Below are 21,531 nucleotides of genomic sequence, written 5' to 3'. Positions count from 1 at the left end.
TTAATTAATTTAAAAATTCGAAAATTCCCGCTGCACCTTGGCCAGTACCTACACACATGGTTACCATGCCGTATTTACCTTTCATGTCACGCTTGCGCATTTCGTCAAATAGCTGAACTGAAAGTTTTGCTCCAGTACAACCAAGTGGATGACCTAATGCAATTGCACCACCATTTACATTTACGATATCCTGATTTAAATCAAGCTCACGCATTACGGCTAATGACTGTGAAGCGAAAGCTTCATTCAATTCTATTAAATCGATATCGTCTTGTTTTAATCCAGCTTGTTTTAATGCTTTTGGAATAGCTTTTACTGGACCAATTCCCATAATACGGGGCTCTACACCAGCAGCTGCATAATTAACCATGCGAGCAATTGGTTCAAGATTTAGTTCTTTTACCATGTCTTCGCTCATAATCATTACAAAAGCGGCACCATCACTCATTTGTGACGAGTTACCAGCCGTAACACTCCCGCCAGCAGCAAATACAGGACGAAGTTTTCCGAGAACCTCTTTACTAGTTCCTTTACGCGGGCCTTCATCTTTATTTACAGTATATGATTTTGTTGCTTTTTTTCCATTAACATCGATGTAAACTTGCTCTACATTGATTGGTGCAATCTGATCTTGAAAACGATCTTCAGCTTGTGCTTTTAGCGCTTTCATATGTGAGTTGTATGCAAATTCATCTTGATCTTCACGAGATACTTTAAATTGATTTGCTACTGCCTCCGCAGTATTACCCATTCCCCAATAATAATCTTCATGTCCAGATTTTACTAAGTCATAGTTTAGCTCAGTCTTGTATCCTGTCATTGGTACGGCACTCATACTTTCTGCACCACCTGCAATGATACAATCTGCCATTCCAGCTTGAATTTTAGCAGTTGCAATACCAATAGTTTCTAGTCCTGATGAACAAAAACGGTTTACGGTTACGCCAGGAACATCAATGGTATCCAATCCCATTAATGAGATTAAACGCGCCATATTAAGACCTTGCGATCCTTCTGGCATTGCATTACCAACAATGACGTCGTCAATACGTGACTTATCTAAGCCGGGTAACTCCTTCATCATGTGTTGAATAGTCTCAGCAGCAAGCTCATCTGTTCTTTTAAACCGGAACAAACCTTTTGGAGCTTTTCCTACCGCGGTTCTATATCCTTTTACTATATATGCTGTTTTCATATTTTTTGATTTTTTTGAATTCGAAAAATGAATTGAATAGTTACAGTTTCGTTTTCCTTATTCTAATTTCTTAATGGCTTCCCTTTCTTCAACATGTGCTCTATACGCTCTAAGGTTTTACGCTCAGTACATAGACTTAAAAAGGCTTCGCGTTCAATGTCAAGTAAGTATTGTTCGCTTACCATTGTAGGTTCAGAAAGATCTCCACCAGCCATTACATATGCTAGTTTATTTGCGATCTTTTTATCGTGTTCTGATATATAATGAGAAGCTTCCATGCTGTCAGTTCCTACTAAGAACATACCTAGGGCTTGCTTACCAAGTACCTTAACATCTTTGCGTTTAGGTGGCTGCGTATAACCAGATTCTGCCATTAACATTGCATGCTTTTTAGCTGTTGCTATCTGACGATCTTTATTTACAACGATTGAGTCTCTTCCTTTTAAAAGCACACCAAGATCAAAGGCTTCATAGGCGGAAGTTGATACTTTTGCCATACCAACAGTTAAGAAATACTCCTGAAGAACATTCAACTCAACATCATTCTTTTTAAATGTATCTGCTGCACGGAGTGCCATTTCTTTAGAACCACCACCGCCAGGAATTACACCAACGCCGAATTCAACAAGTCCCATATAGGTTTCGGCAGCTACGACAGCTCTGTCAGCATGCATTGTCAACTCACAACCACCGCCTAAAGTCATTCCGTGAGGAGCCGCAATAGTTGGGATTGATGAATAACGCATGCGCATCATACTATCTTGGAAGTACTTGATCGCCATATTAAGCTCATCATATTCCTGCTCAACTGCCATCATAAAAATCATCCCAATATTGGCACCCACCGAAAAGTTAGCTCCTTGATTACCAACAACAAGTCCTTGGTAATCTTTTTCAGCCATATCGATCGCTTTGTTCAATCCTGCAAGTACATCACCACCAATAGTGTTCATTTTACTTTGGAATTCAACATTTAAAATGCCATCTCCGAGATCTTCAACTACTACACCGCTATTTTTGAATACTTCACTTGTTTTGCGAATGTTATCAAGAATAATGAATGCATCTTGACCAGGTACTTTTTCTTGTGATTTCTTAGGAATATCGTAAGCCAAAGTAGCGCCATCTTTAACAGTGTAGAAAGAAGAACTTCCTGCTGCTAACATATCGTTTACCCAAGCTGCTGGCTCAAGACCTTCAGCTTTCATGATTTCAATTCCTTTTTCAACACCGATAGCATCCCAAATTTGGAAAGGACCGTGCTCCCAGCCAAAACCAGCTTTCATGGCATCATCAATCTTATAAAGATCATCAGTAATTTCCGGAATTCTGTTAGATACATAAGCGAACAATGCCGCTAATGTTTTACGATAGAATTCACCAGCTTTATCTTTACCCGCCACCAACACTTTAAAACGATCAACCACATTATCGATGGTCTTGGTCATTTCCAAGGTAGCGAAGCTCGCTCTTTTCTTAGCTCTATAATCTAAGGTATTCAGGTCAAGAGAAAGAATTTCTCTTTTACCACCTTCTCCTTTTACTTTTTTATAAAAACCTTGCCCAGTTTTACTTCCTAACCATTTATTCTCCATCATTGTATTGATGAAATCTGGAAGTTTAAATAATTCATGACGCTCGTCATCTGGGCAATTCTCAGCAATTCCGTTTGCAACATGAACTAAAGTATCTAGACCAACCACATCTACAGTACGGAAGGTTGCTGACTTAGGACGACCAATAACAGGACCTGAAAGTTTATCAACTTCTTCGATAGTCATGTCTAGTTCTTTTACCATATGGAATAAACTCATAATTGAGAATATCCCGATACGGTTTCCTATAAATGCAGGAGTATCCTTAGCTACAACCGATGTTTTTCCTAAAAACTGTTCGCCATAACCATTTAAAAACTCAAGAACAGCCGGATCTGTCTTTGGACCAGGAATTATTTCAAAAAGTTTAAGGTATCGCGCAGGATTAAAGAAGTGTGTTCCGCAGAAATGTTTTTGGAAATCGTCACTGCGACCTTCACTCATAAAATTGATAGGGATACCAGAAGTATTCGATGTAATAAGTGTTCCTGGTTTGCGGTATTTCTCTAAGTTTTCGAATACCATTTTTTTGATGTCTAGTCTTTCAACTACCACCTCAATAATCCAATCTACCTGACCAACTTTTGCAATATCATCTTCTAGGTTGCCTGTAGTAATTCGGCTTGCAAATTTTTGGTGATAAATAGGAGAAGGTTTCGATTTTAAAGCGGCCGTAAGTGAGTCGTTAACCAAGCGGTTTCTTACCACTTTATCTTCTAACGTCAGCCCTTTCGCTTTTTCTTTGTCATTTAGTTCTCTTGGGACGATGTCTAGCAATAATACTTCAACACCTATGTTAGCAAAATGACAAGCGATACCGCTTCCCATAATACCCGAGCCTATTACGGCTACACTTTTGATTCTTCTAGTCATAACTTAGTTAGTGATTACTTCTTTTTGATCAAATATTTTTCTTGATGATATTAAATCATTGATTATTTCTGTTACTTCAAAAAAGCTGTTTAATTGGCTTTCTGAAACGCACTCTCTTATTGTTTCATTGAATGTAACAACTACATCTTTCGAAACAGCTCTCTTTTCTTTTCCGAAATCGGTTAGATAAATTAGAACACCGCGGCCGTCTTCAGGATTCGGTTTGCGAACAATCAATCCTTTTTCTTCCATCGATTTTAATGTTCTTGATAAGCTGGTGGCTTCCATTCCCATTCTTGGTCCTAGTGATGTAGAGGGAGTACCTTCATCCGGGTCGATACTTAGTAAAGCGAAACCCGTCGCCATTGTACTTTGAAATTTTGAGGCCTCTTCATTATACATTTTTGCTACTGCTTGCCAGGTGGCTCTTAATGCATAATCAATTGTTTTGTCTTTCATATATTTTTTGTGGATGTCAAATATAAGAAAAAATTACTATGCATGCATAGTAAAATAAGTGTTAATATTATAAATCGCTAAATATATGGTAGTTGTATAATTGTATCCATAAAAAAACTCCCTTAAAAAAGAGAGTTTCATAAATGTTTTAAGCCAAGAATTATTTTCTAGTGCCCGTATATATCATTATATAAGGTCATGTATTTTTCTTTAATAATCTTTCTTCTAAGTTTTAGGGTAGGAGTAACGTGACCACCATCGATTGTCCAAACGTCTGGTGTTAATCTAAATTGTTTTACTTTTTCCCATTTCGCAAAATCGATATTTGCCTCGTCTACTTCCTCCTGAATGCGATCGATAACTATTTGATTGGTTACAATTTCATTCTTATCTCCTAACGCAATATCATGCCGTTCTGCCCAATCATTTATAAATTCAAAATTTAACTGAATCAAAGCTGCTGGCATTTTTTCGCCTTCACCTACAACCATAATTTGCTCAATAAATCGACTTTGTTTAAATCTATTCTCAAGAAGTTGTGGTGCTACATATTTACCACCTGAGGTTTTAAACATTTCCTTTTTACGATCGGTAATTTTTAAGAAATTATCAGCATCGACTTCTCCTATATCTCCTGTGTGAAAATATCCATCTTTGTTTATGACCTCATCTGTTTTTTCTTGATCCTTATAATAGCCTTGCATAACATTAGGTCCTTTGACAAGAATTTCGCCATCCTCGGCAATCTTTACTTCAACACCATCGATAATACGGCCTACAGTTCCCATTTTTAATCCACGATTTATTTCTTCATTAACAGAAACAACCGGAGACGTCTCCGTTAGACCATAGCCTTCCATAACCGGAAGACCGGCAGCATTAAAAACTCTTGCTAATCTAGGTTGCAATGCTGCACTACCTGATGAGATAACATCTAATTCCCCTCCAAGGGCTTCTTGCCACTTAGAAAAGATGAGTTTTCTAGCTATTTTTAATTGGAATTCGTACCACCAGCCGTTTGCTCTGTATGGTTCGTATTTTAACCCAAGATCAACTGCCCAAAAGAACAATTTCTTTTTAATACCCTTTAGGTCGGTACCTTTAGCAATAATCTTGTCATATACCTTCTCAAGAAGTCTAGGTACACAGGTCATCATATTTGGACGAATCTCCTGCGCATTCTCTCCAATTTTTTCAAGAGATTCGGCAAAATAAATTCCTACTCCCGCAAATTGATATACGTATAAGGTCATCCGTTCATATATATGACATACTGGTAAAAAACTAAGAGCCTTTGAAACCCCTAGTTCAATAGGAAGTCTTTTTGTACAAGAATTCATATTACTGACAATATTATCATGGGATAACATCACTCCCTTAGGTCGGCCCGTGGTACCAGATGTATATATTAAGGTAGCAAGATCAGTTGGTTTTACTGCATCTTTTAGCTTTTCGACTTCTTGTTGGTTGCTTTCGTCTGCACCCAATTCTAGGACCTCTTTCCAATTTTTACAAGTTCCTAGCTCATCAAATGAATAAACCTCTTTTAAGGAAGGTACTTTGTCTTTAATTGCTTCTACTTTTCCTAATACCTCAGAACAGGAAACGAAACAGTATTTTGATTCAGAGTGGTTTAGTACATATTCGTAATCTTCTTGAGAAATCGTTGGGTAGATGGGCACATCTTGTGCTCCAATCTGCAACACACCAATATCTATAATGTTCCATTCAGTTCTATTGGTCATAGAAATTATCGCAACCTTGTCATTTGGCTGAACTCCTAAACGTAGTAGACCACGACTTATCGCATTTGCCTTGTCAACATATGCTTTGGTAGAAGTAGCAACCCACTCACCATTATGTTTGGTGATTAATGATTTTTCAAGGTTGTATTTTTCTAATTGATGATAGGGTATATCAAAAAGGCGTGTAATTTGTGTCATTGGTATTCAATAATATTCAGTCTTGCAAAATAGAGAAATACCAGCGGTTTTCAAATGGATTATCAAAAAATCCGTTGCGATATTGTGAATTTGCTGAAAATCAATTAGGTGATTAAAACTATACTTATATGGCTATAAAAGTTCATTTATTAAACATGTAGGATAATCAATGTTAAATTCACAACAAGTACAATATTGAGCAGTTTATCTAATTATTCTATTATCTCACGGTAATTTGTTTTCTAATTGAATGATAATTCATTAGCTTCACACTGTGATGAAGGAATTCTATTTTTTTGTCACAAAAAACCCACAATCTTATATCACTGAACCTAATTTATTTCTTGTTTTGGTAAGGACTAAATAAATAATCATTAAACATTAATCTAAAACACTTACCATGAAAAAAAACTTTTTAGGTATTGCATTCGCTTTGGGTGCATGTGTAGCTCTATCTGCGCAAGACAATTCAAGTGACAACACAACAGAGGGTAATGACAACGAAGTAACAATCAATCAAACAGGGGGACGTAATGTATCTATTACTACTCAAAATGGTGATGCTAATGTTATAAATGTTCGTCAAGGTTCTGATCTTTTTGCATCTAATGGAGGTACTTCGGACGTTTCACAGTCTGGACGTTCTAATTTCACGAATGTTGAACAAGAGGAATTTGGCAACGCAGCTACAGTTGCACAGGCAGGTGGCCTTAACATCGCTAACGTTTTACAAAACTTATTTTTCTTCGGAGGAGATAACGAAGGGAATATTTCTCAAGTTGGTACAGAAAATGACGCGTTGGTATTCCAAGATGGTAATGCTAACAGTGGAGAAATTCGTCAAGGATCTGATGCATTTGAATCTCGAAATGGTGTCGCTGTAGTAGATCAACTAGGTGACGATAATGAAGCTTCAATTGCTCAGGAAGAGGATGCGAATGAAGCAATTGTTGTACAGTTCGGAAATGGTAATCAGGCGGAAATTAATCAAAACTTACTCTTTTTTGGTGGAGATAACGAAGCAACTGTTACACAACTGGGTGACGGTAATATAAGTTTACAAGAGCAGGATGGTACTGCCAACACGGCAACTATTAATCAAGGTTCTTTCTTCTTTGCATCTACTGATGGTCAGGCTGTACAACTACAGTTTGGAGAAGATAACGAGGCAACTATTACACAGGAGGAAGTTGGAAACCTTGCAGGTCAATTACAAGACGGTATTGGAAACAATGCGATAATTGAGCAGAATCTTTTTGCATTTGGAGGTGAAAATTTAGCTGTGCAGAGACAAACAGGTACAGATAATCTTGCCGTAACATATCAAGACGGAACTGGCAATGAGGCTCAAGTGACACAAGGATCATTTTTCTTTGCTTCAAGAAATGGCTTCGTTGTACAAGAACAATTTGGTGATGGTAACTATGCGGAAGCTAACCAAGAAGAAGATGAGAATGTGGCCGACCAAAGACAATTTGGTAATGGCAACGTAATCGTTACGGAGCAAAATTTACTCACTTTTGGCGGAGGCAACTTAAGTTCAATTTTCCAACTTGGTGATGAGAACCAAGCTGGAGCTTTCCAAGATGGCAGTCGTAATACAAGCACAATTTTACAATTTGGTAGCGGTAACTTTGCTGTTGATGGTCAATTGGGTGAAGGAAATACCTCTACAACAACTCAATTTGGTACTGGACACTTTAATGTTACTAGACAAATTGGTGTTGGTAATACTGCTGTTGTTAACCAAAATAACGGTAACTAAAAAAATAAGTATATTAAACACTGCATCGAATAATTCGATGCAGTGTTATTTTTATTTTACCTAAAATAAACCCAAGTGTTATGAAAAAAGTAGTCTTACTAATTTTTCTTTTCATTACATCTATTACTGTTGCGCAAACGGAGATAAAGCGTCCAGATTCTGGTGTCTTTCTATCTCAAGTGGGTCTAAATACTGTTAGTCAGTTTTCTGCTGATAATGCACCGACACAAAATGTGGTGTTCATTCAACAAACTGGACTAGCTAATTTTTCTAAGATCAGTTCTTCTGGAAATAATGCAATATCCGTCACGCAAAATGGAGACAATAATTATGTTTCACTAGATACGGGTAATGTATCTTTGATAGAGAACATTGTTCAATTAGGTAATAACAACAGCGTCACAAGTAGTTATGGTACATATACTGCTTCTCAGGTAAATTCTCAAATCTTTCAAGATGGGGTTGGTTTGTCTGTACTTCGTATTGGAACAAATTCTATTACTGAGAATTTGAAAATCAATATGGAGGGTACTGGTCGCGAGATTATTATTAGAAGTTATCAATAATTATATCATCTTTAGGTAATGAAACAGGTACTTCTTGTCATTGCCCTTTGCTGCTTGTCTTCAGTATTTGCTCAAAAACAGAATGAGTTACCATATACAGGTGTTATTCCGAAAATTACTGTAAAATCGGTTGGAGTTAATGCTAATATAGAAGGTGTAGTAAAAAATGAATCAGAGCTTTTTAGAACACTAACATATGAACTCATTATTATCGGTAATATGGGTACTGATAATGCAAGTAAAACAGAACAAAAAAATAACTTTAGTCTAGCACCAGACGAAGTGAAAATTGTAGCAACACAGAACTTAAATGTTGCGGACAATGATAATATTATTGTATTACTTTTAATATATGAAAAGGGTAAGCTTATAGCCAGAGATAGAGAGGAGCTTAAGAAAAAGATAAACGATCCTGAAATTTCTGATGGATTGGAAATAAAAGGGTTGGTCGTAGAAAACGTACGATCTAAGGTAGGTAAAGATTTTTATGATTATTTTTATCGTCAATTCACCCTAAAAAACCCAGATAGTGATCAATTGGTGAAAGTCGAAGAACAACTGGGTATCGGTATTGGTACGCGAATACAAGTTAAAGTGCAAGAAGATCTTGTTTTTGAAAGTTTCGCAAGACCTAATGAAGAGCAACTTATAAGTTTGGCAAACAATGCGGTAATGCGTGTTACACAATTTATAAAGCAAAAAGAAAGAGAGAAACAATTATTAAAGCGCTTTTAGCTTTTAATCATATAGTTATGAAATTACGCCTATCAATTTTAACAGTATTATTTAGCCTATTTTCATTTATAGATGCTTCTGCACAACAATTTGTTTACAAGCCTGTAAATCCTGCTTTTGGTGGGGATACTTTCAATTATAATTGGCTGTTAAGTTCTGCCGAGTCTCAAAATAAGTTTAAGGAACCAGAAGAAGAACGAGAAGAGTTATCGGAATTAGAGCAATTTACTCAGGATTTGAATCGTCAATTGCTTAACCAGCTATCAAGACAGCTTTTTGAAGATGAATTTGGTGATGAAAGTTTTGAGGAAGGCACATTTACTTTTGGTAGTCTTTTTGTTGAGATAGCGCCTGGTTCGGGAGGCCTCAATATTGACATATTGGATACTAATACTGGCGAAAAAACACAAATTATTGTTCCAACTTTTTAGTAAAAGTTAGATGTTACAAAACAAAATTCTCATACTGGCATTTCTTGCCAGTTTTTTATTAAGTAGTTGCGGAGCGTATTTTAATCAACCACTTGGTGTAGAGCAAGCACGACTTGGTGAAGAAACCTCTTTAAACGATCAACTTAAAAGTTTACCACTTCCTAAAGAACCATTGGTAGCTGGTGTTTATAAATTCCGTGACCAAACAGGTCAATACAAAAATGTTGAGCAAGGTACCAGTTGGAGTACCGCCGTCAGTCAAGGAACCACCTCAATTTTATTAAAAGCCTTAGAAGACTCACGATGGTTCGTCCCAATTGAGCGTGAAAATGTGGGTAATCTTTTGAATGAACGTCAGATAATCCGAAATACACGTCAGCAGTACAGCGGTGCAAAAAAAAACAACCAACCTGCATTACCACCATTATTATATGCTGGTATTCTCCTTGAGGGTGGGGTTATCTCATATGATTCTAACATCTTAACAGGTGGAGCAGGAGCTCGCTATTTTGGTGCAGGAGCATCGGCAAGATATCGTCAAGATCGAATTACTGTTTATTTAAGAGCTATTTCTACCTCTAACGGTAAAATTTTGAAAACTGTTTATGTCTCTAAAACCGTTTTGTCACAAGCAGTTGATGCTAGTATTTTCCGGTTTGTAAAATTACAACGTTTACTCGAAGCTGAGACAGGATTTACACGTAACGAGCCAGTGCAACTTGCAGTTACGGAAGCCATAGAAAAAGCAGTAGAAACTTTAATTATTGAAGGGGTAAAAGACAATATTTGGTTTGTTAAAGATGACAATGAAAAACAAGCATTATTAGATCGATATGAAGCTGATGTAACTCAAGCAGAGTCAACAGAGCTTTATAATCGCTTGTTAAAAAAACGCCGTTCCTCTAACAGTGTTGGAATAACAGCTGGAGGTGCGTTTATTGATGGCGATTTTGCTGAAAGTAGACTTACCGGATCATTCGGCGCCTCATATAAACATGCATTTAGTCCGGCCTTTGGTGTTTCTGGCGCTATAAACGGGTTTGCTTTAAAAAATGAAGGCGTTTTTTCGGATAGCTTTGTTTCTTTTGACTTTAACGGAGAGCTTACCATTTTGCCAAAAGATTCGTTTTCTCCATATCTCACTGCTGGAGTTGGTAGTTATTTTACTACCGCCTTAGACGATGCCAACCTCAAGTTTCAATATGGACTAGGTTTTGAATATATGGGATTCCAAAATATTGGAATCAAGATTTTTGGAGAGAATAACATTTCGATTGCAGACGATTTAGATCGTACTGTTGCAGGTAAACGCAATGACCATTTTTGGAGATTTGGTATCGGACTTAACTACTATTTTTAAGAAGATGAAAGTAAATAATTTAAAACGAAATTTTAGGGCATATATAGGAATGTTACTTGCGCTTCTAGTATTGTTTTCTTCTTGTAATGAGGATAAAATCAATGCGGTAGAAACAGGCGATATAATTGGCACTGTCGTTAGAAAGGGAACCAACGAACCTATTGAAAATGTAAAGATTTCGACATCTCCTGTTAGTGGTACTGCATTTACCAATGTAGATGGTAATTTTCGGATTAATGATGTAACAGTAGGAGATTATTCAGTAGAAGCCTCGAAAGAAGGGCTATTAACCTCATTTGAATCTGCAAAGGTACTTGCAGATGGTGAAGTAAATGTTGTTTTTGAATTAGATATTTCAGAGTCAGCGAATTCTGCACCTTCTACTCCTGTATTAACTTCGCCAGCAGATGGAGCTGTAGATGTACCTATGAATCAAGAATTTATATGGACAGCGGAAGATGTAGACACGGATGATGAATTAAAGTATTTATTCGAACTCAAAAATGAGAATGACAATGAAGTAATCATGTCCGATTCAATTTCGGAAACGGCTTTTAGTGTGAATAATTTAAAGTTCGGGACGAAGTACTTTTGGCAAGTTCAAGTGACTGATGGTATTAATGATCCCGTATTTAGTACAGTAAGCACATTTACCACTTCCGAAAATCCTAATAATCGATTTCATTTTGTACGTGAAGACAATGGGACAAGCAGAATTATCTCTTCAAATCAAGATGGATCAATAGCATTTAATTTGACTGAAGCAGGACAAAATTCATTCGCACCTAAAAAGAATAATGCAGCAGGGCAAATTGCTTTCTTGCGCACTGTAGGTACGCAAACGCATATTTTTACAAGTGATCTCGACGGGGACAATGTACAACAAGTGACCAATACTGTTCCAGTTGCGGCATTTAATCTTGGAGAGGTTGATTTTGATTGGTCTACAAATGGTAGCCAAATTATTTATCCAAATTTTGATAAACTGTATGTCATTAATAAGGATGGTAGTGGTTTGCGTCAATTGTATCAAACGTCAGATGGCAGTCTAATTAGTCGATGTGCCTGGAGTTTTGACGGTCAATTTATCGCATTGCAAACCAATGATATTAATGGCTACAATGCTTCTGTATTTACAATCGATACAGGCGGTACAGTTCTCGAAACTATATTAACTGGAGTTACTGGCGCAGCAGGTGGAATTGATATTTCGGTGGACGGCACAACGGTACTATATACTTATGATGTGTCTGGATTTGAATCGCCAAGTTTTAGAAGATTGGATTCCAAAATATTTAGTTACAACCTTAATTCAGATGTAGCGACTGACCTTTCAACAGGTAAAGCGGCAGGTACGAACGATTTTGATGCTGAATTTTCTCCGAACGGGGCCAATATCATTTTCGTTAACACATCCAACGATGGTATTTCGATTAAAGGAATTTATACACAGCCGATTGCTGGTGATGGAGAACGTACATTGATATTTAATAATGCTAGCGCACCGAATTGGGAATAAGTGTCTTCGGATTTAATGCATTGTATTTTTTGATGAAAGACGAAAGATGCTTTTTCCATCTACGTTGCTTCATAAGGTCTCTGTAAATGGCGGTATTTAAGTTTCGATTGTACACAAAATAATCGCCATTGGGATGTATTACTAAATGCCAATAATATCCAAGGTTTTCTCTGTTCGAAAATAATTTCTTAAGCATTTGCAGATGGTCCTTGTGCCATTTTAAATTATCATAAATTTCTGGATGTCCATCATTTGAAGTGTAAAAATGGTACACATTTATGTCTTTTTTTCTTTTGAAGCGACGAACACAGTTTTCATGTTGTTTAAGAAATGTTATATGAGAATGTAGATGCTTGTGCCTTCCATTTTTCAGTTGAATTACAGTGTCTTTTTCTGGAAACGAGGCTATAGACTTAAGAGAATCCTTATAGTGAATTAGAATTGTTTTGGTAGTATCGATCTGATTTCTTTGTGATAACAAAGAAAAAAGCTGGTGCTTTTTTATACTATCAATTTTGCCAATATAGTAGTTTAAGTATAGTGTTGAAACATCGTAGTCTTTGGTATGGTAGTTTACTCCATAATAAATGGATGAGTATAGTTTTTGATCAAATATTAAGGAACTTACCTTTTTCCCGCTCTCATCAAAATATATCTTTTTCTTTTGAGAAAATGAATGGTTACTTAGTAAAAAGAAAAATAAGATAATGCTGATGCGAGACACAGATACATAAATTTATTTCTTCAAAAATAGAGAATAAATATAAATATATTAACCTGTTTTTTCGAGGCTACTTCTTCTCAATCCAATTCCTTGCATTCGCAAATGCCATTATCCAAGGAGATACTTCATCTTGTCTTCCATCAGGATAGTTTGCCCAATTCCATTGGAAAATTGAACGTTCAATATGTGGCATTGTTACTAAATGACGGCCAGTTTTATCCGTTAGCATAGCGGTATTGTAATCAGATCCGTTTGGGTTAGCAGGATAGCCCTCATATCCATATTTGGCTACAACATTATAATGATCTTCCGGCATAGGCATACTAAACTTTCCTTCTCCATGTGATATCCAAACCCCAAGCTGCGTTCCAGCTAGTCCCGATAGCATAACCGAATTGTTTTCTTGAATTATAACTGAAGTAAAATTACTCTCATGTTTATGAGAATCATTATACGTCATTTTGGACAGTTGTTCATGTTCAGGATTTATCAGATCAAGTTCAAGAAAAAGTTGACAACCATTACAAATACCAACCGAAAGCGTATCAGGTCTTGCGAAAAAGTTTTTAAGTGCCTTATTCGCTTCCTCATTATACAAAAATGCTCCAGCCCATCCTTTTGCTGATCCAAGCACATCGCTATTGGAAAAACCACCGACAGCACCAATAAATTGGATGTCTTCTAGTGTCTCACGACCGCTAATAAGATCGGTCATGTGCACATCTTTTACATCAAAACCAGCTAGATACATGGCATGCGCCATTTCTCGTTCAGAGTTACTTCCTTTTTCACGGAGTATCGCAGCTTTAGGTCTTGGTTTTTTAGATTCTAGAATAAGGTCGGTCAACTTTCCAGAAAAACCTACTGGAAATTTATACTGTAAAGATTGGTTTTTATAGTTCTTATAGCGCTCGTCAGCTTGGTTATTGGCACATTGCTTTTGGTCTAGTAGAAAAGAAGTTTCAAACCAAATATCACGAAGCTTAGCAACATCAAAAACTTCATTTTGATTATGGTTTTTCAAGTTGATGCGATTTCCTTCAACCACCTGGCCAATTTTGTAAAACTCAATATTATTTTTTGCTAGGATAGATTCAATTTTCGCTTCAGCTTGAATCAAAATCCCTGAATTTTCCGCAAACAACAGTTTGATAATATCAGATTCATTTAAAGAAGTTAGATCGATATTTGCACCTACATTTACTTCAGCAAAACACATTTCTAACAGCGCAGTGATCAATCCGCCAGAAGAAATGTCATGACCTGCTTGAATTTCACCTTCTTTTATTAATTGTTGAATACAGTTGAATGTATCTTTAAAATAAGCAGCACTTGTGATAGTAGGTGCTTCATCGCTTATTTTATTTAATGTTTGTGCAAAAGAAGATCCACCTAATTTAAAATCATCTCTAGATAGATTGATGTAATAAATAGCACCACCATTTGGTTTTAAAACGGGTTCCACTACCTTATTGATATCGTTACAATTTCCAGCAGCGGATATGATTACTGTGCCCGGAGAAATCACTTCATCATTTGGGTATTTCTGTTTCATCGACAGTGAGTCTTTTCCTGTCGGAACATTTACCCCCAGTTCAATTGAAAAATCAGAAACTGCTTGCACTGCTTCATATAATCTAGCATCTTCACCTTCATTTCGACAAGGCCACATCCAATTTGCCGATAAGGAAACGGATTTAAGCCCTTCTTTCATTGGCGCCCAGATAATATTTGTCAAGGCCTCAGCGATGGAATTTTTAGAGCCCGCTGTAGGATCTATAAGCCCGCTAATTGGAGAATGTCCAATAGATGTTGCGATACCTTCAGCACTATCATAATCTAATGCCATTACTCCAACATTATTAAGTGGCAATTGCAGTGCACCAGCACATTGCTGCTTGGCAACACGACCGCCAACACAGCGATCAACTTTATTGGTAAGCCAATCTTTACAAGCCACAGCTTCTAAACGCAGTACTTGCTCTAGATAGCCTTGTAATTCTTCTGTTTTATAGGCTACAGCCTCAAACTTTCTGTCCACCGTAACATCATTCATGATCGTTTTTGGTGAACTACCGAACATATCCGAAAGCGCCAAATCCATCGGTTTTGCACCAGTAGAACTTGATTTAAAGGTGAAACGGTCATCACCTGTCACTTCACCCACATTATACATTGGTGATCGCTCTCTATCTGCAATTTCTTTTAAGGTGTTAATATGGTCTTTTCCGATTACTAGTCCCATTCGCTCTTGAGATTCGTTACCTATCAACTCTTTATTCGAAAGGGTAGGGTCACCAACTGGTAATGCATCAAGATCGATTAATCCACCAGTTTCTTCTACTAATTCGGATAAACAATTTAAATGCCCACCTGCGCCATGATCATGTATAGAAACAATCGTGTTCTCTTCACTCTCAACCATTCCACGAACCGCATTTGCTGCTCGTTTTTGCATCTCGGGGTTAGATCGTTGTACAGCATTTAGTTCAATACCTGAGCTAAATTTTCCTGTATCTGCTGATGAAACTGCTGCGCCACCCATACCGATACGGTAGTTATCGCCACCAAGCAGTACGACCTGATCTCCTTTTTTAGGAACATCCTTTATACTTTGATCAGCTTTTCCGTAGCCAATTCCTCCTGCAAGCATAATTACTTTGTCGAAACCTAATTTTCGTGCATGCTCTTCGTGCTCAAAAGTTAAAAGAGATCCAGAAATTAAGGGTTGACCGAACTTATTGCCAAAATCAGAAGCTCCGTTAGATGCTTTGATCAAAATATCCATAGGAGTTTGATATAGCCATTCACGAGCTTCCATACCATTTTCCCAAGGTCTGTTTTCTTTTAAACGAGAATATGAAGTCATATATACCGCAGTTCCTGCCAAAGGCAAGGAACCTTTTCCGCCAGCAAGACGATCCCTTATTTCTCCACCAGATCCAGTAGCCGCCCCGTTAAATGGCTCTACGGTAGTTGGGAAATTATGGGTTTCAGCTTTTAAAGATATAACTGATTCAAAATCTTTTTTCTCATAGAAGTCAGGCTTATTGGCTGTTTTGGGCGCGAATTGTTTTACAATTGGCCCCTCTATAAAAGCGACATTATCTTTATAAGCCGATACTATGTTATGCGGATTTTCTTTTGATGTTTTCTTAATCAATTTGAATAACGAACTTGGTTTTTCTTCGCCATCAATTACAAAAACACCATTAAATATTTTATGTCGGCAGTGCTCTGAGTTTACTTGCGAGAATCCAAACACTTCGCTATCGGTTAGTTTTCGTTCTAGCTTTATTGCAAGCTGCTCAAGATATTCGACTTCATCTTGGCTTAAGGCCAAACCTTCTTTTTTGTTGTAAGCATGAATATCATCAATTTCAATAATAGGCTCAGGCGTGATATTGATATCAAAAACTTTTTGATCAATGATCTCATATTTTTGAGATAGCATAGGATCATAGCTATCAGTGGATTCGTTAACTGCTAAAAATTCTTCGATACGAATGACTCCTTCAATTCCCATATTTTGGGTAATCTCAGTTGCATTGGTACTCCAAGGAGTGATCATAGTGGCACGTGGACCAACAAAAAAAGCGTCGATAGACGCCAGTTTTATTTGAGGTTGGTTGCCAAAAAGCCATATAAGTTTATCAATGTCTTGGCTTGATATTTCTGAATTGGTTTGCAGGGCAAAAACCTTAGTTTTTACGTCTCCGAAGAAAAGGATCATGTATGCTTATATTGTGCAATTGAACAAAGCACAAAATTACTTTTTTTTAACCTTAAAATAAAAGCAATAGTAAAAAGTTATTGAACAATAATTCTTCGAGTTGCAACTCTTTTTTGGGTCTGAATTCTAAGAAGAAAAATACCACGAGGAAGTGTACCTACTATAAATTTTGAGTCTGGAGTAATATTCGGTTTAATTCGTTTGATAGATTTTCCGAACAGATCAAAAACTTCAATGCTTTTAACCGAAACCTTTCCCTCAAATTTTAGCGAGAGTTGATCTTCAGATTTGCAAGGATTAGGATACATTTTAAATGCAACCTCTTTCACCTTTAGCGATGCAAGTTCTTTTGTCTCTTGAGAGAAAATATTGAAGGAAATCAACAAAAAAAGTACAGGTAACAGTTTTTTCATTAATGGTCTAGTTGTTCTTTTTTAGCATTGCCATGTAAAAACCGTCAAAGCCAGTTTCATGTGCTAAAATCTTTCGATCGCTTACAAAGATAAAATCTTTCCCGATTTCTGAGTCTAAAAATTTATTTATTTGCAACTGATTTTCAGAAGGTAAGATGGAGCAAGTGGCATAAACGAGCGATCCTCCCGGCTTGACCATTTTAGAATAATCACTAATTATCTTTTCTTGAGTTTCCTTGATGTTGTCTAAAAATTCGGGAGTAAGTTTCCATTTTGCATCAGGATTTCTTTTCAAGACTCCTAAACCACTACAAGGAGCATCAATCAAAACAATATCCGCTTTACCATGCAGTTTTTTAATAACCTTGTTATTCTCAATCCACTTTGGAGTGATATTATGGGCACCAGCTCGACGAGCTCTTCTTTTTAATTCTTTTAATTTATTTTGATAGATATCGAGTGCAATAATTTGCCCTTGATTTTCCATTAATGCTGCTAAGTGAAGTGTTTTTCCACCCGCACCTGCACAAGCATCAACAACTTTGTTTCCAGGTTTAGGGTCTGCAAAAGTAGCCACTAGTTGAGAAGAGGCATCTTGTACTTCGAATAGTCCATTTTTAAACAACTCAGTTGTAAAGATATTGCTTCGCTCTTTTAAAAGAAGTGCTTCTTTGCTGCCAGAGATTGAATCGGTTTCTATTTCTATTTCCTTAAATGCCTTTTTAAGATCTTGTTTTGTGCCCTTTAGGGTGTTAGTTCTTACAACTAAATCAGCTTGTTCGTTTAGTGCAGCTATTTCTTTATCCCAGACTGCTCTACCCAATTCTTTTTCACCAAGCGCATCTAACCAATCAGGTATAGACTCCTTAAATTTTCTGATTTTCGAGAGTTCTTCAAACTTACCTTTTATACGACGTGAAGGCGTCTTAGCTAGTTGTGGCCAGTCGGGTAATTTAACACCTCTCAGTACAGCCCAGACTGCAAACATACGCCAAAGATCCTCTCGGCTAAAAGGCTGTTTAACGTCAGCTATTTCGGCATAAAGCCGTCTCCAACGAACCATTTCATAAGTAGTTTCTGCAATGAACCCACGATCACGAGCTCCCCATCGTTTATCTCTTTTTAACAAGCTTTGAACCACCTTGTCGGCATATTTATCATTGTTAAAAATGTCGCTTAAACCGTCAATTACCGCAAAAACTAAATTTCTATGCAGCCTCATACTCTTATTTTAATTTGACTGCAAAGGTAATTGTTTTACCTTGGCTATAATTCAATTTATTAGCATTGTTATAATGAAAAACAATTTGAGATTTTTTCGGTTAGAGTTTTGGCTTTTTATGGCAATTTTAGCCATTAGTTTTATTATTTCTTGTACTCAAAAAGAGGATAAACTACTGCCGATTGATTCGGTTAAAATTGAAACATTGACTACAGATAGTATTAGTATTAGAGCAATAACATTAATGGGCTCTAACTTGGGTTTTGCCGGTAATAAAGGACAGTATGGATTGTATGATGCACAGAAGAATATGGTAAAAACGAACATAAAAAAACAGGATACACTGTTGCCTAATTTTAGATCGGTAGCTAGTACGAGAAACGATTTTTTTATGTTGAGTATTCAAAACCCTGCCTTGTTGTATAAAACAGGTGATACTGGCGAAATGGAATTGGTTTATAAAGAGGAAAACGAAAAAGTGTTTTACGATGCTATGACTTTTTGGAATGATCAAGAAGGAATTGCAATGGGTGACCCTACGGAAGAATGTTTATCAGTTATCATTACCAGAGATGGTGGTAAAAGCTGGACTAAGATATCATGTGATAAACTACCTGAAGTAGCCAAAGGCGAAGCTGCTTTTGCTGCAAGTGATACCAATATTGCAATTATTGGCGACCATACTTGGATATTGACAGGAGGAATAAAAAGTCGGGTATTTTATTCGGCAGATAAGGGTGAGACTTGGGAGGTTTTTGAAACTCCACTGGTGCAAGGAAAAGAAACTACAGGAGGATATTCAATTGATTTCTATGAAGATAAGACCGGATTTATAATTGGAGGAGATTATACTAAAGTTGATGACAATTCTAAGAATAAAGCCATAACTGCAGACGGTGGTAGAACTTGGCAATTAATTAGTGAAGCATCCGGTCCTGGATATCAAAGCTGTGTCCAGTTTGTTCCTGGAAGAAATGGTCAACAATTGGTAAGTGTAGGCAAAACCGGTATTTGGGTTTCAAATAACACAGGAAAAGACTGGGAACAGCTTAGTGAAACTGGCTTTTATACGCTACGTTTTCTTAATGACTCTGTCGCTTATGCCGGAGGAAATAATATATTAGCAAAACTGCATTTTAAATGAGAACAATCCACTTAGTTGCCTTCTGTTGAGCGATAGATGCGGCTTCAAAGCTATGATGTCACCCCATGACATCTCACTTCAAAGGAGGCTTTTTATCTGATAAAGCATATATCAATTCCTTCTTCTGCCTTCCCGAAACTTTTTAATTAGCTGTTTGTTAAATTCCTCTTCAGCTCGCCGTAGTTTAATTATTTTTTTCGCGGAAATAACTTTTCTCAGATCAGTAGTTAGCTGTGTTTTTTCCATGTGCATTTTGTCTTCAATAGTGATAAGCCTATCTAGTAATTTACTTGCTTCAGCGTCGCTAATAGCATCACCTCCTTGATCTTGAAATTCTTTACGTAGGTTACGCATATCTTTTCTTCTTAGTTGATGCATATTTGCCTCATGCTTGTTGTAAATGGGCCAAAATTTGGCAGCCTCATCCGAAGTAAGCTCAAGTTGATTAGTTATATAAGCCACTTTTTGTGCTTTAATGCGCTCGTGCCTTGGTTGTGCCTGAACTGTACTGCCCATAAAAAATAGCAGTAGTATTATTGTTTTAGTAATTGAGTTCATAATTATATTCATTTACGCGAAATTTAATCTTCGCCATTTAATGTTGTTTCATCAAACAACGATTCATAGCTATCTGTTTGATCGTCCAAATAGTCTATCACAGTTTCATCTTGGAAATTTAGATTATTTAAATCGTTTAATTCATCTGCTTCTAGCTGTAATAATTCGGCCAGTTCATAACTATTATAATCTGTCAGATTATTACCTAAATATGCTTGTATATCTTCAAATTCGAGTTCTCCACTTTCATATGTAAAAACTGAATATCCTATTAAGCAAATAAGTACACTTGCTGCAATACTACCTATATAGCGGAAAGACCTAGAACTAAATAGATTAACAACCTTTGGTTCAAATTCATTTTTCTTTAGAATATTACCTGATACTGCTTCAAAGTATCCTCCAGGAATCTTAAATCCATCACCATTTTCTTTTATGGAATCTAGAATTGGTGTTGCTTCTAGCCCATTAATTTTTTCAAATAGGCGGTCTTGAAAATTGTCAAAATAATTTTCAGGTACTCCAAAAGTGTTTTTTTTCTTATTTCTATTGTCTTTCATAACAATTCCTTCCCATTACTCATTCGTTAAAAATTGCTCAATCTTTTTTGTTGCAATATGGTAGGATGCTTTTAATGCTCCTACTGACGTTTCCAAAATTTCTGACATTTCATCATATTTCAGCTCTTGAAAATACTTCATATTAAATACTAATTGTTGCTTATCAGGTAAGGCTGCTATTGCTTTTTGCAATTTTATTTCAATTTCCTCACCATCAAAATATACATCGGCTTTCAAGTTAGAAATCATTTGCTCTTTAATTTCTGAAGTCGATACACCTTTTTTTTGCGCTTTGCTATTGAGGAAACTAATTGCCTCGTTTGTTGCTATGCGATACATCCATGTGTATAACTTACTTTCTCCTTTAAACTTACCAATCGATTTAAAAACTTTAATAAACGTGTTCTGAAGAACATCATCTGCATCATCATGAATTAGCACCATACGACGTATGTGCCAGTACAATCTTTCCTGATACTCTTGCACAAGTTGCTTGAATGCTTGTTGCTGCGTATCGGTTTGTTGTAGCAAAGTGATGAAATCCTGTTCTTGAGTTTCTACCAAGCCTAATTTATTAGATGTCTTAAGTTAGACTTTATTGATGTAAAAAGGTTTAAAAATGGCCAAAAAAGTCTATAAATGTTAAAAAATAATGCATTTCATCGATTTATTAATACTTTTAAACGGTCATTTAAGAATTAATTATACATTAGCAATGGTTATTAATAATACCATT

18 protein-coding genes are annotated in these 21,531 nt (G+C 36.5%); 7 read left to right on the top strand and 11 right to left on the bottom strand.

Annotated elements, in window-relative coordinates; all coding sequences use genetic code 11:
* Nucleotides 1-4: 4 nt before the first annotated feature.
* From GWK10_RS14915 to GWK10_RS14900, 4 genes are all read right to left on the bottom strand, one after another.
* Nucleotides 5-1,195: an acetyl-CoA C-acyltransferase gene (locus GWK10_RS14915; RefSeq protein WP_164033196.1), complete on the bottom strand. Its 1,191-nt coding sequence runs from the start codon at nt 1,193-1,195 to the stop codon at nt 5-7.
* Between the two features lie 62 nt (nt 1,196-1,257).
* The gene (locus tag GWK10_RS14910) at nt 1,258-3,663 is read right to left on the bottom strand and encodes a 3-hydroxyacyl-CoA dehydrogenase/enoyl-CoA hydratase family protein (protein ID WP_164033195.1); all 2,406 of its coding nucleotides are present in this window, start codon (nt 3,661-3,663) and stop codon (nt 1,258-1,260) included.
* A 3-nt stretch (nt 3,664-3,666) separates the two neighbouring features.
* Nucleotides 3,667-4,122, bottom strand: coding sequence for a MarR family winged helix-turn-helix transcriptional regulator (locus tag GWK10_RS14905; protein WP_164033194.1), 456 nt, complete (start codon nt 4,120-4,122; stop codon nt 3,667-3,669).
* A 167-nt stretch (nt 4,123-4,289) separates the two neighbouring features.
* Nucleotides 4,290-6,065: an AMP-dependent synthetase/ligase gene (locus tag GWK10_RS14900; protein WP_164033193.1), complete on the bottom strand. Its 1,776-nt coding sequence runs from the start codon at nt 6,063-6,065 to the stop codon at nt 4,290-4,292.
* 400 nt (nt 6,066-6,465) lie between these two features.
* Between GWK10_RS14900 and GWK10_RS14895 the strand changes: the two genes are divergently transcribed.
* From GWK10_RS14895 to GWK10_RS14870, 6 genes are all read left to right on the top strand, one after another.
* Nucleotides 6,466-7,830 carry a hypothetical protein gene (locus tag GWK10_RS14895; RefSeq protein ID WP_164033192.1) on the top strand — a complete coding sequence of 455 codons (1,365 nt, stop codon included), beginning with the start codon at nt 6,466-6,468 and terminating at the stop codon, nt 7,828-7,830.
* 80 nt (nt 7,831-7,910) lie between these two features.
* Complete coding sequence (locus tag GWK10_RS14890; RefSeq protein WP_164033191.1) at nt 7,911-8,396, top strand: hypothetical protein; 486 nt, start codon at nt 7,911-7,913, stop codon at nt 8,394-8,396.
* 18 nt (nt 8,397-8,414) lie between these two features.
* Complete coding sequence (locus tag GWK10_RS14885; protein ID WP_164033190.1) at nt 8,415-9,131, top strand: CsgE family curli-type amyloid fiber assembly protein; 717 nt, start codon at nt 8,415-8,417, stop codon at nt 9,129-9,131.
* A 17-nt stretch (nt 9,132-9,148) separates the two neighbouring features.
* Nucleotides 9,149-9,562 (top strand): curli production assembly/transport component CsgF, encoded by a 414-nt coding sequence (locus tag GWK10_RS14880; protein ID WP_164033189.1) that lies wholly within the window; start codon nt 9,149-9,151, stop codon nt 9,560-9,562.
* Nucleotides 9,563-9,572: 10 nt separating this feature from the next.
* Nucleotides 9,573-10,922 carry a CsgG/HfaB family protein gene (locus GWK10_RS14875; protein WP_164033188.1) on the top strand — a complete coding sequence of 450 codons (1,350 nt, stop codon included), beginning with the start codon at nt 9,573-9,575 and terminating at the stop codon, nt 10,920-10,922.
* On the top strand, nt 10,861-12,441 hold the full coding sequence (locus tag GWK10_RS14870; RefSeq protein WP_204263151.1) for a carboxypeptidase regulatory-like domain-containing protein: 1,581 nt from the start codon (nt 10,861-10,863) through the stop codon (nt 12,439-12,441). Before GWK10_RS14875 ends, GWK10_RS14870 begins: the two co-directional genes overlap by 62 nt.
* Here GWK10_RS14870 and GWK10_RS14865 read toward each other — a convergent pair.
* From GWK10_RS14865 to GWK10_RS14850, 4 genes are all read right to left on the bottom strand, one after another.
* On the bottom strand, nt 12,419-13,165 hold the full coding sequence (locus GWK10_RS14865) for a hypothetical protein (RefSeq protein WP_164033186.1): 747 nt from the start codon (nt 13,163-13,165) through the stop codon (nt 12,419-12,421). The two genes, GWK10_RS14870 and GWK10_RS14865, sit on opposite strands and share 23 nt — an antisense overlap.
* A gap of 67 nt (nt 13,166-13,232) precedes the next feature.
* Complete coding sequence (gene purL, locus GWK10_RS14860) at nt 13,233-16,898, bottom strand: phosphoribosylformylglycinamidine synthase (protein WP_164033185.1); 3,666 nt, start codon at nt 16,896-16,898, stop codon at nt 13,233-13,235.
* 77 nt (nt 16,899-16,975) lie between these two features.
* Nucleotides 16,976-17,311 (bottom strand): T9SS type A sorting domain-containing protein, encoded by a 336-nt coding sequence (locus GWK10_RS14855; protein WP_164033184.1) that lies wholly within the window; start codon nt 17,309-17,311, stop codon nt 16,976-16,978.
* A 7-nt stretch (nt 17,312-17,318) separates the two neighbouring features.
* Complete coding sequence (locus GWK10_RS14850; RefSeq protein WP_164033183.1) at nt 17,319-18,533, bottom strand: RsmB/NOP family class I SAM-dependent RNA methyltransferase; 1,215 nt, start codon at nt 18,531-18,533, stop codon at nt 17,319-17,321.
* A 73-nt stretch (nt 18,534-18,606) separates the two neighbouring features.
* Between GWK10_RS14850 and GWK10_RS14845 the strand changes: the two genes are divergently transcribed.
* Complete coding sequence (locus GWK10_RS14845) at nt 18,607-19,677, top strand: WD40/YVTN/BNR-like repeat-containing protein (protein ID WP_239540773.1); 1,071 nt, start codon at nt 18,607-18,609, stop codon at nt 19,675-19,677.
* A gap of 111 nt (nt 19,678-19,788) precedes the next feature.
* On the opposite strand, the gene GWK10_RS14840 is transcribed toward GWK10_RS14845, so the two are convergent.
* From GWK10_RS14840 to GWK10_RS14830, 3 genes are read right to left on the bottom strand one after another with little or no spacing between them, the layout of a single operon-like run.
* Entirely contained in the window at nt 19,789-20,247 is a 459-nt protein-coding gene (locus tag GWK10_RS14840) for a hypothetical protein (protein WP_164033182.1), read from the bottom strand.
* An 11-nt stretch (nt 20,248-20,258) separates the two neighbouring features.
* Complete coding sequence (locus GWK10_RS14835; protein ID WP_164033181.1) at nt 20,259-20,795, bottom strand: hypothetical protein; 537 nt, start codon at nt 20,793-20,795, stop codon at nt 20,259-20,261.
* A gap of 15 nt (nt 20,796-20,810) precedes the next feature.
* On the bottom strand, nt 20,811-21,359 hold the full coding sequence (locus GWK10_RS14830; RefSeq protein ID WP_164033180.1) for an RNA polymerase sigma factor: 549 nt from the start codon (nt 21,357-21,359) through the stop codon (nt 20,811-20,813).
* Between the last annotated feature and the right edge of the window lie 172 nt (nt 21,360-21,531).

The organism is Spongiivirga citrea (assembly GCF_010671565.1).
GTDB lineage: Bacteria > Bacteroidota > Bacteroidia > Flavobacteriales > Flavobacteriaceae > Spongiivirga > Spongiivirga citrea.
Note: the sequence above shows the minus strand (reverse complement) of the source record. Positions and strands in the feature narration are given on the sequence as shown.

Coding starts and splice junctions, on each gene's coding strand:
- GWK10_RS14915 (WP_164033196.1), bottom strand. CDS start 1,195: ATGAAAACAGCATATATAGTAAAAGGATATAGAACCGCGGTAGGAAAA.
- GWK10_RS14910 (WP_164033195.1), bottom strand. CDS start 3,663: ATGACTAGAAGAATCAAAAGTGTAGCCGTAATAGGCTCGGGTATTATG.
- GWK10_RS14905 (WP_164033194.1), bottom strand. CDS start 4,122: ATGAAAGACAAAACAATTGATTATGCATTAAGAGCCACCTGGCAAGCA.
- GWK10_RS14900 (WP_164033193.1), bottom strand. CDS start 6,065: ATGACACAAATTACACGCCTTTTTGATATACCCTATCATCAATTAGAA.
- GWK10_RS14895 (WP_164033192.1), top strand. CDS start 6,466: ATGAAAAAAAACTTTTTAGGTATTGCATTCGCTTTGGGTGCATGTGTA.
- GWK10_RS14890 (WP_164033191.1), top strand. CDS start 7,911: ATGAAAAAAGTAGTCTTACTAATTTTTCTTTTCATTACATCTATTACT.
- GWK10_RS14885 (WP_164033190.1), top strand. CDS start 8,415: ATGAAACAGGTACTTCTTGTCATTGCCCTTTGCTGCTTGTCTTCAGTA.
- GWK10_RS14880 (WP_164033189.1), top strand. CDS start 9,149: ATGAAATTACGCCTATCAATTTTAACAGTATTATTTAGCCTATTTTCA.
- GWK10_RS14875 (WP_164033188.1), top strand. CDS start 9,573: ATGTTACAAAACAAAATTCTCATACTGGCATTTCTTGCCAGTTTTTTA.
- purL (WP_164033185.1), bottom strand. CDS start 16,898: ATGATCCTTTTCTTCGGAGACGTAAAAACTAAGGTTTTTGCCCTGCAA.
- GWK10_RS14855 (WP_164033184.1), bottom strand. CDS start 17,311: ATGAAAAAACTGTTACCTGTACTTTTTTTGTTGATTTCCTTCAATATT.
- GWK10_RS14850 (WP_164033183.1), bottom strand. CDS start 18,533: ATGAGGCTGCATAGAAATTTAGTTTTTGCGGTAATTGACGGTTTAAGC.
- GWK10_RS14845 (WP_239540773.1), top strand. CDS start 18,607: ATGAAAAACAATTTGAGATTTTTTCGGTTAGAGTTTTGGCTTTTTATG.
- GWK10_RS14840 (WP_164033182.1), bottom strand. CDS start 20,247: ATGAATATAATTATGAACTCAATTACTAAAACAATAATACTACTGCTA.
- GWK10_RS14835 (WP_164033181.1), bottom strand. CDS start 20,795: ATGAAAGACAATAGAAATAAGAAAAAAAACACTTTTGGAGTACCTGAA.